12 protein-coding genes are annotated in these 14,040 nt (G+C 65.3%); 9 read left to right on the top strand and 3 right to left on the bottom strand.

The genetic code is table 11. The annotated features are described in order from the left end of the window. Window positions 1-417 (top strand): 3-dehydroquinate synthase family protein (locus WCE35_RS25695; RefSeq protein WP_424596113.1); only part of this gene is annotated, 417 nt, incomplete at its 5' end. A 20-nt stretch (window positions 418-437) separates the two neighbouring features. Further along, on the top strand, window positions 438-1,745 hold the full coding sequence (locus tag WCE35_RS25690) for an HlyC/CorC family transporter (RefSeq protein WP_424596112.1): 1,308 nt from the start codon (window positions 438-440) through the stop codon (window positions 1,743-1,745). Between the two features lie 51 nt (window positions 1,746-1,796). On the opposite strand, the gene WCE35_RS25685 is transcribed toward WCE35_RS25690, so the two are convergent. Continuing rightward, window positions 1,797-2,069 carry a BolA family protein gene (locus WCE35_RS25685; RefSeq protein WP_424596114.1) on the bottom strand — a complete coding sequence of 91 codons (273 nt, stop codon included), beginning with the start codon at window positions 2,067-2,069 and terminating at the stop codon, window positions 1,797-1,799. A 110-nt stretch (window positions 2,070-2,179) separates the two neighbouring features. Between WCE35_RS25685 and WCE35_RS25680 the strand changes: the two genes are divergently transcribed. Then, on the top strand, window positions 2,180-2,836 hold the full coding sequence (locus tag WCE35_RS25680) for a J domain-containing protein (RefSeq protein ID WP_424596111.1): 657 nt from the start codon (window positions 2,180-2,182) through the stop codon (window positions 2,834-2,836). Between the two features lie 69 nt (window positions 2,837-2,905). On the opposite strand, the gene WCE35_RS25675 is transcribed toward WCE35_RS25680, so the two are convergent. Next, window positions 2,906-3,571, bottom strand: a complete 666-nt coding sequence (locus WCE35_RS25675; protein ID WP_424596110.1) for a DedA family protein — start codon at window positions 3,569-3,571, stop codon at window positions 2,906-2,908. A 318-nt stretch (window positions 3,572-3,889) separates the two neighbouring features. Between WCE35_RS25675 and cobS the strand changes: the two genes are divergently transcribed. From cobS to WCE35_RS25650, 5 genes are all read left to right on the top strand, one after another. Then, complete coding sequence (gene cobS, locus WCE35_RS25670; RefSeq protein WP_424596109.1) at window positions 3,890-4,888, top strand: cobaltochelatase subunit CobS; 999 nt, start codon at window positions 3,890-3,892, stop codon at window positions 4,886-4,888. 91 nt (window positions 4,889-4,979) lie between these two features. Then, window positions 4,980-6,881, top strand: a complete 1,902-nt coding sequence (gene cobT, locus WCE35_RS25665; RefSeq protein ID WP_424596108.1) for a cobaltochelatase subunit CobT — start codon at window positions 4,980-4,982, stop codon at window positions 6,879-6,881. 155 nt (window positions 6,882-7,036) lie between these two features. Next, entirely contained in the window at window positions 7,037-8,134 is a 1,098-nt protein-coding gene (locus WCE35_RS25660; protein ID WP_424596107.1) for an esterase-like activity of phytase family protein, read from the top strand. Window positions 8,135-8,288: 154 nt separating this feature from the next. After that, the gene (locus tag WCE35_RS25655; RefSeq protein ID WP_424596106.1) at window positions 8,289-9,401 is read left to right on the top strand and encodes an NADH:flavin oxidoreductase/NADH oxidase; all 1,113 of its coding nucleotides are present in this window, start codon (window positions 8,289-8,291) and stop codon (window positions 9,399-9,401) included. A 167-nt stretch (window positions 9,402-9,568) separates the two neighbouring features. Further along, window positions 9,569-10,669 carry an LLM class flavin-dependent oxidoreductase gene (locus WCE35_RS25650; RefSeq protein WP_424596105.1) on the top strand — a complete coding sequence of 367 codons (1,101 nt, stop codon included), beginning with the start codon at window positions 9,569-9,571 and terminating at the stop codon, window positions 10,667-10,669. 176 nt (window positions 10,670-10,845) lie between these two features. Here the strand turns inward: WCE35_RS25650 and WCE35_RS25645 are convergent, their stop codons facing one another. Further along, window positions 10,846-11,976 (bottom strand): DUF2336 domain-containing protein, encoded by a 1,131-nt coding sequence (locus WCE35_RS25645; protein ID WP_424596104.1) that lies wholly within the window; start codon window positions 11,974-11,976, stop codon window positions 10,846-10,848. Between the two features lie 195 nt (window positions 11,977-12,171). Here WCE35_RS25645 and WCE35_RS25640 point away from each other — a divergent pair, with 195 nt between their 5' ends. After that, entirely contained in the window at window positions 12,172-13,947 is a 1,776-nt protein-coding gene (locus WCE35_RS25640; protein WP_424596103.1) for a flavin-containing monooxygenase, read from the top strand. The last annotated feature ends 93 nt before the right edge of the window (window positions 13,948-14,040 follow it).

Here is a 14,040-nt window from a genome sequence, read left to right as displayed (position 1 = left end):
CGCGAGACCGGCGAACGCGCGCTGCTCAATCTCGGGCATACGTTCGGCCACGCGCTGGAGGCGGCGACCGGCTTTTCCGACCGGCTGTTCCATGGCGAAGGCGTTGCCGTCGGCATGGTGCTGGCGGCGGAATTTTCCGCCGCGCTCGGCATGATCCCGGAAGCCGCCGCCGCGCGCCTCCAGCGCCACCTTGCCGCGGCCGGCCTGCCCACCCATTTGCAGGATATCGCCGGCTTTGCCCAGGAGGGACTGGCGGACGCCGATGCGCTGATGACGCTGATGGCGCAGGACAAGAAGGTCAGGCGCGGCAAGCTGACCTTTATCCTGCTCGAGGCCATCGGCCGCGCGGTGATCGCACCCGATGTCGAGCCCGCTTTGGTTCGCGATTTTCTTCAACGCAAGCTGGCGAAGACCTAACTCTGTCTGGATGAAATAGCTTGGACTGGTTCACCCTCCCGATCGTCATTGTCTGCCTGCTGGTCTCCGCGTTCTTCGCCGCCAGCGAGACCGCGCTGATCGGCGCCTCGCGCGCCAGCATGCTGCGGCTGTCCAAGCAGGGCAATCGCGAGGCCGTCGTGGTCTCCAGCCTGTTTGCGATGCGCGAGCGGCTGATCGGCGCGCTGCTGCTCGGCAACAACATTGCCAATATCGGCGCCTCCGCGCTCGCAACCGGCATCTTCACGGCCTGGTTCGGCGAGGTTGGCGTGCTCTACGCCACCGGCGTGATGACGGTGATGGTGGTGATTTTCGCCGAAGTGTTGCCGAAGACCATTGCCATCAGCGCACCGGACCGGGTGTCGCTTCTGGTCGCGCGCCCGATGAAGCTGACCGTCTATGTGCTGGGACCGCTGCTCACCGTGATCGAGACGGTCGTTCGCGCCTTGATGAAAATGCTGGGCATCAAGCTCGGCGCCAACCAGTCGATCCTGTCGCCGACCGAGCGCCTGCGCGGCGCGGTCGACCTGCTTCACCACGAGGGCAAGGTCGAAAAGCAGGACCGCGACATGTTGGGCGGCTTGCTGGATCTCCGCGAACTGCAGGTATCCGACGTGATGGTCCATCGCACCGAAATGGTGATGATCAACGCCGACCTGCCGGCGGAAGAACTGGTGCGCGAGGTGCTGGCCACCGAATATACCCGCATTCCGCTGTGGCGCGACAAGCCGGAAAACATCATCGGCGTGCTGCACGCCAAGGATCTGTTGCGCGCGATCCGCGCCGCCGACGGCGATAGCTCGCGGATCGACGTCTCGACCATCGCGCTGCCGCCCTGGTTCGTCCCGGAAATGCGCCCGGTCTCCGAACAGCTCAAGGCATTCCGCCGCCGCAAGACCCACTTCGCGCTCGTGGTCGACGAGTACGGCGAAGTCGAAGGCATGGTGACGCTGGAGGACATTCTGGAAGAAATCGTCGGCGATATTTCCGACGAGCACGACGTGGTGGTGTCAGGCGTCCGGGCCCAGCCCGATGGCTCCGTGGTGGTCGACGGCTCGGTGCCGATCCGCGATCTCAACCGCGCGATGGACTGGCATCTGCCCGATGAGGAAGCGACCACCATCGCCGGGCTCGTGATTCACGAGGCGCGCTCGATTCCCGAGCGCGGCCAGAGTTTCACCTTCCACGGTTTCCGTTTCCGCGTGCTGCGCCGCGAGCGCAACCGCATCACCGCGCTGCGGATCGTCCCGCTGCCGCGCGAGGCCGAGGTCGGGGAAAACAAGCCGAAGCGGGCGGGCACGGCGTTTTAGCCGTCATCGCCTTCCCGGGGGGCATGACGACGTTACAGGGAGCGCGGAATCTCAGCCCGCTTCCCCCGGCGCCTGCGCCCTGATCGCCAGTGCGTGCACATTTCCTGCCAGTTCCGCCGCCAGCGCCGCATTGATCATGCGATGGCGTTCGATCCGGCTCTTCCCTTCGAAGGCCGGCGACACGATATTAACCCGGAAATGCGTCTCGCCGCCCGGCCTGTGGCCGGCATGGCCCTCATGCAGATGCGATTCGTCGGCGACGTCGAGGCTTTCTGGCGAGAAAGCTTCACGCAACTTGTTTATGATAACGTCCCTGGTGCTCATGGCGGCGGCAATACGCTTCAAAGCGGCTTTCCGTCAATGGCAGATCGGGAAACGAGGTATTCGCAATGTCAAGACTTGAAGCCTTTGGCGTGGCGTAGTCAAAGTCAGCCATGCCGATCGATTCATCAAAGTTCTTCGATTCCATTCGCATCAAGCCCAACAAGCTGAGCGCGAAGCAGCAGGCGCAGGCGCGCGAAGAATCCGCCATGTGCGAATGGCCGGAGTGCAAGAACAAAGGGCCGCACCGCGCGCCCAAGGGCCGCGAGAACTCCCGGGAGTACTGGCACTTCTGTCTCAACCACGTCCGCGAATACAACCAGTCCTACAATTTCTTCCAGGGCATGAACGCGGACGCGGTCGCGCGCTACCAGAAGGATGCGCTGACCGGCCATCGTCCGACCTGGAAGATGGGCGCCAACACCAGCGCCAAGAAGGGCAAGGGCGGCGCCGCGGCCGATCTGGAGGGCGCGGCCGATCCGTTCAGCATGTTCAGCGAACTCAACGGCCGCGGCCGCTGGCGGCCGGGTCCCGGCGCGGGCGCGGAGGTCAAGGCGGAAACCCGAAAGATTTTTAACGCCGAGCGCAAGGCACTGCACGTGATGGGGCTCGGCCCCGACGCAACGCTGGAGAGCGTCAAGGCGAAATACAAGGCGCTGGTGAAGCAGCACCATCCCGACGCCAATGGCGGCGACCGCTCCAGCGAGGACCGCCTGATCGAGATCATCAAGGCGTATAATTACCTCAAGACCGTGGTGCGGGGGGCCTGATCGGAGGTCCGGCGCCGCCGAGGCTGATAGCGGCTCCGCCCGCTGCGGCCGCCTCGCTTCGGACGTAGATCAGCGCGCGTCCTTCGCAGCCGGCTCGATCACGGTGCCGCCGTGACGGCGGCGGAGGATCCAGACCGTCAGCGCCACGACCAGCGCGCCGCCGGCCACCGCCAGCATCCAGAGATGCTTGCCGACCCCCTCGTGGTGGGACATGCCGGCATATTCGTGCAGGGCGGAGACGGCGAGCACGCCCGGCAGCACATGCGCGGGCGCCCAGACCAGGATCGCCGGAATGTTGACGCCATAGAAGCGCGGCGGCGGCATGCCGAGCGCGCCCGCCGTGATCGGCACGAAGGCACGGATCGGCGGCACGAAGCGGGCGAAGAACACCGCCAGCGCCCCCCAGCGATGAAAGAACGCCTCGCTCTGCGCCACCACGCGCGGATATCTGCTCATCGGCCAGGCGCTGAGGATTTCGCCCTGGCTGCGATGTCCGATCCAGAATGCCGATCCGTCGCCGGCCAGTGCGCCGACGATCGCGGCTGCCAGCACCCCCTCCAGCCGCAGCTCTCCGCCCGGTATTAGCGCGCTCAGGGCCAGGATGATGGTCGAACCCGGAACCAGCGATCCCACGACCGGCACGGCTTCCAGGAGGGCGGCGAGGAAAAGCGCCAGATAGGCAAGCCACGGATGGGCCGAAACCAACGCGATCAGGGGATCGATGAATGACGTCACAAGATTCCCGTTTTGGCATCGGAATCGGAATCGGATCGGGGTCCGAACCCGGCATGACGCGCAATGTGGACCGAAAGTGCGGTCCAAATGCAGAGGGCCCCGGCCTCAGGGCAAAAGTACGGCGTGATTCGCAGGGCAGCCTTCCAAAAACCGCGTCCATCGCCTATCTAGATGATAAGACAACGGAACTTTGCGAGGGACTTTGATTAGGCCGCGGGCTTCTGCCGATCGTTGCTCTCTGCTAGATTTATTATAGCACCCATCCGCAGCCATACCGCAAAATCTGGTTTCGGGAACGCCCGGGACCTCGGAGGATTGATGACGACCGCCGCCATGACCAAGATTCAGGAGCCCGTCGGGATGCCGGACATGAAGGTGTCGGTCCGGCAGGTGTTCAGCATCGATAGCGACCTCGAAGTTCCGGCCTATTCCGAAGTCGATCCGCATGTGCCGGAAGTCGATTCCGATTACCGTTTCGACCGCGCCACCACGCTCGCGATCCTCGCCGGCTTTGCCAAAAATCGCCGCGTCATGGTCACCGGCTATCACGGAACCGGCAAGTCGACCCATATCGAGCAGGTCGCAGCCCGGCTCAACTGGCCCTGCGTGCGCGTCAACCTCGACAGCCATATCAGCCGGATCGATCTGGTTGGCAAGGATTCCATCGTCATCCGGGACGGCAAGCAGGTCACGGAGTTTCGCGACGGCATTCTGCCCTGGGCGCTGCAGCACAATATCGCGCTGGTGTTCGACGAGTACGACGCCGGCCGTCCTGACGTGATGTTCGTGATCCAGCGCGTGCTGGAAGTCTCCGGCCGCCTGACCCTGCTCGACCAGAACAAGGTGATCAAGCCGCACCCGGCGTTCCGCCTGTTCTCGACCGCCAACACGGTCGGCCTCGGCGACACCTCCGGCCTTTATCACGGCACCCAGCAGATCAACCAGGGCCAGATGGACCGCTGGTCGATCGTCACCACCCTGAATTATCTCGCCCATGACGAGGAAGTCGAGATCGTGCTGGCGAAAGCACATCACTACCGCACGCAGGAGGGGCGCGATATCGTCAACAAGATGGTGCGGCTGGCCGACCTGACGCGCAACGCATTCGCCAATGGCGATCTTTCCACGGTGATGAGCCCGCGCACGGTGATCACCTGGGCGGAGAATGCCGATATTTTCTCCGACATCGGCTTCTCGTTCCGCGTCACCTTCCTCAACAAATGCGACGAGCTGGAACGGCCGCTGGTGGCTGAGTTCTATCAGCGCTGCTTCAACACGGAGCTGGCTGAATCCTCGGTCAACGTGGCGCTGAGCTGATGCGATGCCGGTGGTTTCCGTCGAACGCACGATTGGCTATCCTGGCGGCGTGACGCGTCACTGGTTTACCAAGGCGCTGTAAGGACTGGCAATGACGACCTCGAACACCAGGTTCCGTACCGGATCGAAGGAAGCGCCGACCGAGCCTTTCAAGCGCGCGGTGACGTCGTGCCTGCGCGCGATCGCGAAGAAGCCGGAACTGGAAGTAACCTTCGCCGCCGAGCGGCCGGGACTTGCGCCGGGCAAGGCGCGGCTGCCGGAGCCGGCGCGCAAGATGACCAGGCGCGACGCGGCCATCGTGCGCGGCCACGCCGATTCCATCGCGCTGAAACTCGCCTGTCACGATCCCAAGGTTCATCGCAAGCTGATGCCGGGCAATCCGCAGGCGCGCGGCGTGTTCGAGGCGGTGGAGCAGGCGCGGGTCGAGGCGATCGGCGCGCGGCGGATGGCCGGGGTTGCGAAAAACCTCACCGCGATGCTCGACGATCATTTTCACCGCGGCAAGTTCGACGAGATCACCGACCGGGCCGACGCGCCGCTGTCGGATGCGCTGGCGATGCTGGTGCGCGAGCGGCTCACTGGATTGGCGCCGCCCGCGGCGGCGCGAAAAATGGTCGATCTCTGGCGTCCGGTGCTGGAGGACAAGATCGGCACGCGGCTCGATCGGTTGAGCCGTGTCACCGAGGATCAGGCGAAATTCGGCGATCTGGTGCACGATTTGCTGTCGGCGCTCGATCTCGGCGACGAGCGCAACGCCGAAGCCGACGAGGACGACAACCAGGACGACAATCAGGACGGCGAGAACGATCAGTCCGGCGCCGAAGGTTCGCCCGACTCGGACGCCGCGCAGGAGATGAGCGCCGATCAGGCGCAGGCGACGTCGGACGAAATGTCGGAAAGCGCGATGGAAAGCGCGCAGGCCTCCACCAGCGACACGTTCGATGACGGCGAACTCGGCGACGACGAGACGCCGGGCGAGGCGACGCGGCCGAATGCGCGCGGCGCCAACGAGCCGCGCGGGCCGGAATATCATGCGTTCGCGCCGAAATTCGACGAGGTGATCGCGGCCGAGGATCTTTGCGACCACGACGAACTCGAGCGTCTGCGCAGCTATCTCGACAAGCAGCTCGCGCATCTGCAGGGCATCGTGGCGCGGCTTGCCAACCGCCTGCAGCGCCGGCTGATGGCGCAGCAGAACCGCGCCTGGGAGTTCGATCTCGAGGAGGGCGTCCTCGACCCCGCGCGGCTGTCGCGCGTGGTCACCGATCCCTATCATCCGCTGTCCTTCATGCACGAGAAGGAGGCGACCTTCCGCGACACCGTGGTGACGCTGCTGTTGGACAATTCCGGCTCGATGCGCGGCCGACCGATCACGGTGGCGGCCACCTGCGCCGATATCCTGGCGCGCACCCTGGAGCGCTGCGGCGTCAAGGTCGAGATTCTGGGTTTCACCACCCGCGCCTGGAAGGGCGGGCAATCGCGCGAGGCGTGGCTTGCCGCCGGCAAGCCGGCCAATCCCGGACGGCTGAACGATTTGCGCCACATCATCTACAAATCCGCCGACGCGCCATGGCGTCGCGCGCGCAAGAATCTTGGCCTGATGATGCGCGAAGGGCTGTTGAAGGAAAACATCGACGGCGAGGCGCTCGACTGGGCGCACAAGCGCCTGCTCGGCCGGACCGAGCAGCGCCGCATCCTGATGATGATCTCCGACGGCGCGCCGGTCGACGACTCCACGCTGTCGGTCAATCCCGGCAATTACCTCGAACGGCATCTGCGGCATGTCATCGAGGAGATCGAGACCCGATCGCCGGTCGAATTGATCGCGATCGGCATCGGTCACGACGTCACGCGCTACTACCGCCGCGCGGTCACCATCGTCGATGCCGAAGAGCTCGGCGGCGCCATCACCGAAAAACTCGCCGAACTGTTCAGCGAGACCCATGGTGCCGGGCCGGCCCGGGCCGGCCGGCCGCGCCGATTGCATTCGTAGGAATATCGAGGGTTGTCATTCCGGGACGCGAGTGAAACGAGCGAACCCGCAATCCATGACCACGATCGGGAGTGTGGATTCTCTGATGTGCAATCGCACGTCATAGCTCGCACTGACGCACGCCCCGGAATGACGTCAGTGGTTTTGTTCTCGCCATGAGGCGTCAGTTGCCGGAATCCAGGACGACGCCACATCTCAACCGTCGCCGCTTCCTGGGCTACACGGCGGCAGGGCTTTCGGCCGCGGCGATGTCCGACATCGCGCGCGCGCAAACCGCGGTCCAGCCGCCGTCAACGCCATTCAAGCCCGACGAATATTCGGTCACCGCGCCGGTCTCGATCGAGGTCAATGCCCGGCCGCTGCCCTCATTCGATACCCGCGACCGCGCGCATGTGCGGTTCGGATCGCTGGAATACCGCAGCGGGCTGATCCTGACCTCGGCCTTTCGCGGCTTTGGCGGGCTGTCGGGATTGCGGCTGGACGCCAGGGGCGAGCGCTTCATCGCCGTCAGCGACAAGGGCAGCTGGTTCACCGGCCGTATCGTCTATCGCGGCCGCGAGATGATCGGGCTCGACGATGTCGAGGCCGCGCCGATCCTGGGTCCCGATGGCAGGCCGATCACCAGCCGCGGCTGGTATGATTCGGAATCGATCGCGCTCGACGGCGCATTCGTCTATGTCGGGCTCGAGCGCGCCAACCAGGTGCTGCGGTTCGATTTTTCGAAAGGCTATACGCGCGCGCCCGGCGAGGTGGTGCCGCTGCCGCCGGCGGCGCGCCGGCTGCCCAACAACAGGGGGTTGGAAGCGCTGGTGTATGTGCCGAAGGGCCTGCCGCTGTCGGGCACGCTGATCGCGTTCTCCGAGCGCGGGCTGGATGCCGCCGGCAATCTCATGGCGTTTCTGCTCGGCGGCAGGACACCGGGCCAGTTCAGCGTCCGCCGCACCGACAATTTCGATATCAGCGACGCGGTGCTGCTGCGCTCCGGCGATCTGCTGCTGCTGGAACGAAAATTTTCCTGGCTTGCCGGGATCGGCGTCCGTATCCGCCGCGTCGCGCTCGCTTCGATTGCTCCCGGCGCGGTGGTTGACGGTCCGGCGATCTTCGACGCCGACATGGGCCACGAGGTCGACAATATGGAGGGGATCGACGCCCATGTGACGGAAGAGGGCGACACCGTGCTGACCATGGTCTCCGATGACAATTTCTCGATGCTCCAGCGCAATCTGCTGCTGCAGTTCACGCTGGTGGAGTGATGGTCGTCCTTTCGGCCGGCGGCGCTCGACGACCCGGCGGCCGTGCAGTCCGGGGCCGATGCCCCGCCCGAACTCCCGCGTGAAATTCGACGTCTTCGAACGGGAGAGGTATAGAACTCATTCCCATTCTCCTCCCCCATCCGGAATCCCCCTCATGAGCATACTGTTTTCCCCGATCCAGTTGCGTGGCCTGAAGCTTCCCAACCGCATCATGGTGGCGCCGATGTGCCAGTATTCGGCTGTCGATGGCGAGGCCAATGACTGGCACTTCACGCACATCAATTCGCTGGCGCTGTCGGGGGCGGCGATGTTCTGCATCGAGGCGACCGCGGTGGAGGCGACCGGGCGCATCACGCCGGGCTGCCTCGGCCTGTGGAACGATGCCACCGAGGCGGCGCTGAAGCCGATCCTCGCCTCGGCGCGCAAGCGTTCCAAAACCGCGATCGCGATGCAGCTCGCCCATGCCGGCCGCAAGGCGTCGAGCCACAGGCCCTGGGATGGCGGGCAGTTGATCCCGATCGCCGAAGGCGGCTGGCTGCCGGACGGCCCGTCCGCGGTGCCGCACAAGGAAGGCGAGGCACCGCCACTGGCGCTCGATACGCAGGGCCTGGCGCGCATCCGCGATGCGTTCGCAGCCGCGGCGAAGCGCGCCGAGCGGCTCGGGCTCGACGCCCTCGAGGTGCACTGCGCCCACGGCTATCTGCTGCACCAGTTCCTGTCACCGATCTCCAACCGGCGCACCGACGATTACGGCGGATCCTTGCAAAACCGCATGCGCTTCCCGCTTGAAACATTCGAGGCGGTGCGTGCGGCGTTTCCGGATCGCAAGCCGGTCGGCTTGCGGGTATCGGCGACCGACTGGATCGAGGGCGGCTGGGATCTGCCGCAAACCATCGAATTTGCCAAAGAGTTGAAGAAACGCGGGGTCGACTGGATCGACGTTTCCTCCGGCGGCGTGTCGCCGCTGCAGAAGATCCCGCTCGGCCCGGGTTATCAGGTCCCGCTGGCCCAGGCGGTGAAGGACGCGACCGGCCTCACCACCATCGCGGTCGGCCTGATCACGGAGGCGAAGCAGGCCGAGGACATCGTCGCTTCCGGCAAGGCCGATATGGTCGCGCTCGCCCGCGGCATGCTCTACGACCCGCGCTGGGGCTGGCACGCCGCCGCCGAACTCGGCGGCGAGGTCGACGCGCCGCCGCAATATTGGCGCTCGCAACCCTCGACCCAGAAGGCGCTGTTCGGCGCGACGACCTTCGGGACAAGGTAGGGGGCCACGTTGTTCCGTCATGCCCGGCCATGACGGGGAGGCGCGCGCGAACATCACCCCGGCGCTTTTGTCATATCTTGGCCGCAGCCTTGGCGTGCTATGCTTTTGCCTGCGCGCACAAGACGCGCTCGACAACGCGACCAACGACAACAGCGAGAGGAGACCCCATGGAAATCGGATACTTCACGATGCCTTCGCATCCGCCGGAGTGCGATTTGAAGGAGGGCCACGAATGGGACCTGCAGGTGCTGCGATGGCTGGATGAGCTCGGCTACCAGGAAGCCTGGATCGGCGAGCACCACACCGCGCCGTGGGAACCGAACCCGTCGCCCGACCTGTTGCTGGCGCAGGCCTTTTTGCAGACCAAGAACATCCGTCTCGGCCCCGGCGGCTTCCTGTTGCCCTACCATCACCCGGCCGAGCTCGCCAACCGCGTCGCGATGCTCGATCATCTCTCCGGCGGGCGGCTGAATTTCGGCGTCGCGGCGTCGGGCCTGCCGAGCGACTGGGCGATGTTCAATGTCGACGGCATGTCCGGCCAGAACCGCGAGATGACCCGCGAGGCGCTGGAGATCATCCTGAAAATGTGGAGCGACGACGCGCCGTGGACCCACAAGGGCAAATACTGGACGGTGACCAAGCCCGAGACGATGTTCGATTCCCTGAAACCCCACCTCAAGCCAAAACAGGCGCCGCATCCGCCGATCGGCGTCGCCGGCCTGAGCAAGGGTTCCGACACGCTGAAGCTCGCCGGCGAGCGCGGCTATATCCCGATGAGCCTCAACCTCAACCCGGCCTATGTCGGCAGCCATTGGGAGTCGGTCGAGATCGGCGCGGCCAAGACCGGGCGCAAGCCGAACCGCGGCGATTGGCGGCTGGTGCGCGAGGTGTTCGTCGCCGATACCGACGAGGAGGCGTGGAGGCTGTCGGCCGGCGACATGATGGGCCGGATGATGGGCGAATATTTCCTGCCGCTGCTCGGTCATTTCGGCTTCAAGGATTACCTCAAGCACGCGCCCGAGGTGCCCGATAGCGACGTCACTGTCGAGTATTGCGCCCGCCGCAACTGGATCGTCGGCTCGCCCGCCACCGTCACCGAGAAGATCGAAAAAATCTATCATGAGGTTGGCGGTTTCGGATCGCTCTTGGTGTTCGGCTTCGACTACAAGCACAAGCCGGAGGCCTGGCACCATTCGCTGTCGCTGCTCAAGCACGAGGTGATGCCGCGGCTGAAACACCTCAACGCGGACTTCGTCCGCGCGGCCTAACCGCGCGGCTGAGCAATAGGCGCGGACCTTGCAAGGTTACTACTGCCGTCTTTGCGAGGAGCGAAGCGACGAAGCAATCCATTCTTTCTTTCCACGGCTAAGATGGATTGCTTCGCGGAGCCTGTCATCGGGCGCGCATACGCGCGACCCGTTGGCTCGCAATGACGGCGTGCGTCTCAATTCATCCCCGGCGACGCCGCGGTCGATCGCACCTGCCAGAACCGGAGCTGACGGCCGGCATCGTGCGTCGTCAATTTGGCATATTGGCCTCTCGCCTTGGCCAGTTCGTGCGGCGCCATCGAGCCGGAGGCAAAACGGCTGTCGAGGATCGCGGCGACCGTCTCCCAGCCGAGCCCGATCACCTTGCAGGGAACCAGCACGCCGTCGTCGCGCAGGCTTTGCATCAACGGACGAACCACCTCGATCGCGGAGTTCGACAGCGCGGCCAGCGCCGCGACGGTCTCTTCATATTTCCGCTGGCTGGCGAATTTGAACAGGGTCGCCTCGTTCAACTGGCCTTCGTCTTTCAGCCGCGCCACCAGGCGCTGCGCCGCCGTGAAATCGCGAACTTTCGCCATCTCGCGCCCGACGCCCGCCGACACCGCGGCGATGGCGCCGCGGATTTCCTCGAACAGATGCGGCGGGGCGCGCGACAACAGCCGCGAGCGCACCGCCTCGGTGGCGCTGCGCAACAGCTTGTTGCGCAGCTCCGCCGGCAAATCGTTCCGGATCCCGGTATCGACCGCGAGTTCCGGATCGGTTGCCGCCTGCGCCAGCACGATGGCGAATCCTTTGGCCGAAACCCGCGCGCCGGGATTGTTGACGAGCCTGCGGCTGACGCTCGGATAATGGCGCGCCAACAGCGCGTCGGTGACGATCTCGGTCAGCCACCAGCGGCCGGCGACGGCGAGCAGGTGCTGCTCGCTCTTGGTCCGGGCGATGTCGACCAGATCCTCGGCGCTGAGCCGCGCGGATTCGGTCAGGACCGGTCCGGCCACGCTGATCTCGTCGTGGCAAGCGAGCCGGCGCACCACGGCAGGCGGCGCTTTCGGGAAAGCGGCGAGCTGGCGGCTCATTTCGGCCAGCGCAATGCGGGCGCTGACCTCGGCGAGCGCGCGAATCTCGATGGTCCTGACCAGGCGTTCCAGCACAGCGCCGAACAGCTCGATCTGCTCGTCGCCAAGACTGTCGGCGGATGACAGGAAAAGGTCCGTGACCCGCTTGACGGTTTCGAGATGCTTTTCGGCTGACCCGGCGCGGATGGCCGCTTCGACTTCGTCGACGATCGATCGTTCGGCGTTCAACATCGCTCGTCCTGAGCGTTTCAGTGCCGTTTCTGGCAGGCGGGGGAATCTATCCGGAATAGCTGAATGTTCCCTTAAGTCCGGGTTTTCATGGGGGCGCGGAAATGCCGCCTCGCCTTGTCGTGGCCGCGGTTGTGTCGAGCCGCGGCATGGTGTGAGATGTGAGACAACAAAGCGGCGCGCGGGGGAGGCGCATCGATGCTGGACCGACCGAGCCCGGCGGCGGAGGAAACCGCGCAGGATATCTCCGTGCGATGGATTGCCGCATTCGACGCGGCGCTGGCAGGCGGGTCCGCCGTGGCGCTGTCCGCGCTGTTCGCGCCCGACTGCCACTGGCGAAACCTGTTCGGCCTCTCCTGGCATTTTGCCACCTTTAGCGGCCGGCCGACGGTCTGCCACGAGCTGTTGCAGCGCGCCACGCAAGTCGGTGCGAAGGACTTTGGAATCGACCGGGCCGCATTGACGCCGCGCCGGGCCGTCTTTGCCGGCCGCGACGTCATCGAGGCGATCTTTTCGTTTCATTCTGCCAACGGGCCGGGCGTCGGCGCGATCAGGCTCTCGGCCGCGCCGAACGGCCTTGCCGCGGCGTGGACGATTTCCACTGCGCTCGATTTCGACCGGATATGCGACGCCCGCGCCAATGGCGCGCGGAGCCAATCCCACGCGCGCGATTTCGCCGCGCCGGATTGGCCGGAGCAGCGGCAGGCCGCGGCGGCTTACAGCGATCGCGACCCGGACGTGCTGATCGTCGGCGGCGGCCATGCCGGCATTTCCGCCGCCGTCGAACTGAAACGGATCGGCCTCGACGCGCTGGTGGTCGACCGCGAGCAACGCATCGGCGACAACTGGCGGCTGCGCTACCGCGGGCTGAAGCTGCACAACAAGACGCCGGTCAATCACCTGCGCTACCTGCCGTTCCCGAAAACCTTTCCGGACTACATCCCGAAGGACCGAATAGCGAACTGGCTGGAGAGCTATGTCGACATCATGGAGGTCGACTTCTGGACCGAGACGACGTTCGTCGGCGCGGAGTATGACGAGGGTATGCAGCGCTGGAACGCGCAACTCGCTCGGCCCGAGGGCGCGCGCACCTTGCGGCCAAGACATATCGTGCTCGCGACCTCGGTCAGCGGCACGCCGAACATCCCGAAAATCGACGGCATCGAAAATTTTGCCGGCCAGGTGCTGCATTCCAGCGCCTTCGCCGCCGGGAAGGAATGGGCCGGCCGCGCCGTGGTCGTGTTCGGCACCGGCACCAGCGCCCATGACATCTGCCAGGAGTTGCACGCCGCCGGCGCCCACGTGACGATGGTGCAGCGCAGCCCGACGATGGTGGTCAATGTCGAGCCGGCGCAGCTCTACGACAAGACCTATCTCGGCGACGGTCCGCCGCTCGATGTCAGGGACATCCTCAATTCCGGCGTGCCGCTGCCGGTGATGAAGGTCGCGCACAAGCTCATCACCGATGAGGTGAAGACGATCGACGCGCCCTTGCTGTCGCGGCTGGCGCGCGCCGGCTTCCGGCTGGAATTCGGCGAGGACGGCACCGGCTGGCCGCTGAAATTCCGCTCGCGCGGCGGCGGCTATTATTTCAATGTCGGTTGCTCCGAGCTGATCGCCGACGGCAAAATCCGCCTGATCCAGGCCGCCGATATTCAGGGCATCGCCGCCGACGGTTTGCAACTCGGCGATGGTTCGACGCTGAAGGCGGAACTGTTCGTGCTGGCGACCGGCTACAAGGGCCCGGATCATCTTTTGGCGCAACTGTTCGGCGAGGCCGTCGCAAAGCGTGTCGGCCGCGTCTGGGGCTTTGACGCCGCGACGCAGGAGCTTCGCAACATGTGGACGCGCACCGGGCAGCCCGGCCTGTGGTTCACCGCCGGCGCGTTCTCGCAAGCCCGCATCTACAGCCGCACCATCGCCCTGCAGATCGATGCGATCGAGGCGGGGAAATTGTCGAAGCACATGAGCTAGACGGCAATGCAACCGTGCCCGCGTGTTCGCTTCACCTCTCCCCGCAGGCGGGGCGAGGTGACGCAACCTCGCGCGCCGATTCAACTCAACGAC

Origin of the sequence: Bradyrhizobium sp. (genome assembly GCF_049691595.1) — a bacterium.
In the GTDB taxonomy this organism is placed as follows: Bacteria; Pseudomonadota; Alphaproteobacteria; order Rhizobiales; family Xanthobacteraceae; genus Bradyrhizobium.
Note: the sequence above shows the minus strand (reverse complement) of the source record. Positions and strands in the feature narration are given on the sequence as shown.

Excerpts from the sequence above, each read along its gene's own strand:
- WCE35_RS25685 (WP_424596114.1), bottom strand. The coding sequence starts at position 2,069 with ATGAGCACCAGGGACGTTATCATAAACAAGTTGCGTGAAGCTTTCTCG.
- WCE35_RS25680 (WP_424596111.1), top strand. The coding sequence starts at position 2,180 with ATGCCGATCGATTCATCAAAGTTCTTCGATTCCATTCGCATCAAGCCC.
- cobS (WP_424596109.1), top strand. The coding sequence starts at position 3,890 with ATGACGACCGCCGCCATGACCAAGATTCAGGAGCCCGTCGGGATGCCG.
- cobT (WP_424596108.1), top strand. The coding sequence starts at position 4,980 with ATGACGACCTCGAACACCAGGTTCCGTACCGGATCGAAGGAAGCGCCG.
- WCE35_RS25660 (WP_424596107.1), top strand. The coding sequence starts at position 7,037 with ATGAGGCGTCAGTTGCCGGAATCCAGGACGACGCCACATCTCAACCGT.
- WCE35_RS25655 (WP_424596106.1), top strand. The coding sequence starts at position 8,289 with ATGAGCATACTGTTTTCCCCGATCCAGTTGCGTGGCCTGAAGCTTCCC.
- WCE35_RS25650 (WP_424596105.1), top strand. The coding sequence starts at position 9,569 with ATGGAAATCGGATACTTCACGATGCCTTCGCATCCGCCGGAGTGCGAT.
- WCE35_RS25645 (WP_424596104.1), bottom strand. The coding sequence starts at position 11,976 with ATGTTGAACGCCGAACGATCGATCGTCGACGAAGTCGAAGCGGCCATC.
- WCE35_RS25640 (WP_424596103.1), top strand. The coding sequence starts at position 12,172 with ATGCTGGACCGACCGAGCCCGGCGGCGGAGGAAACCGCGCAGGATATC.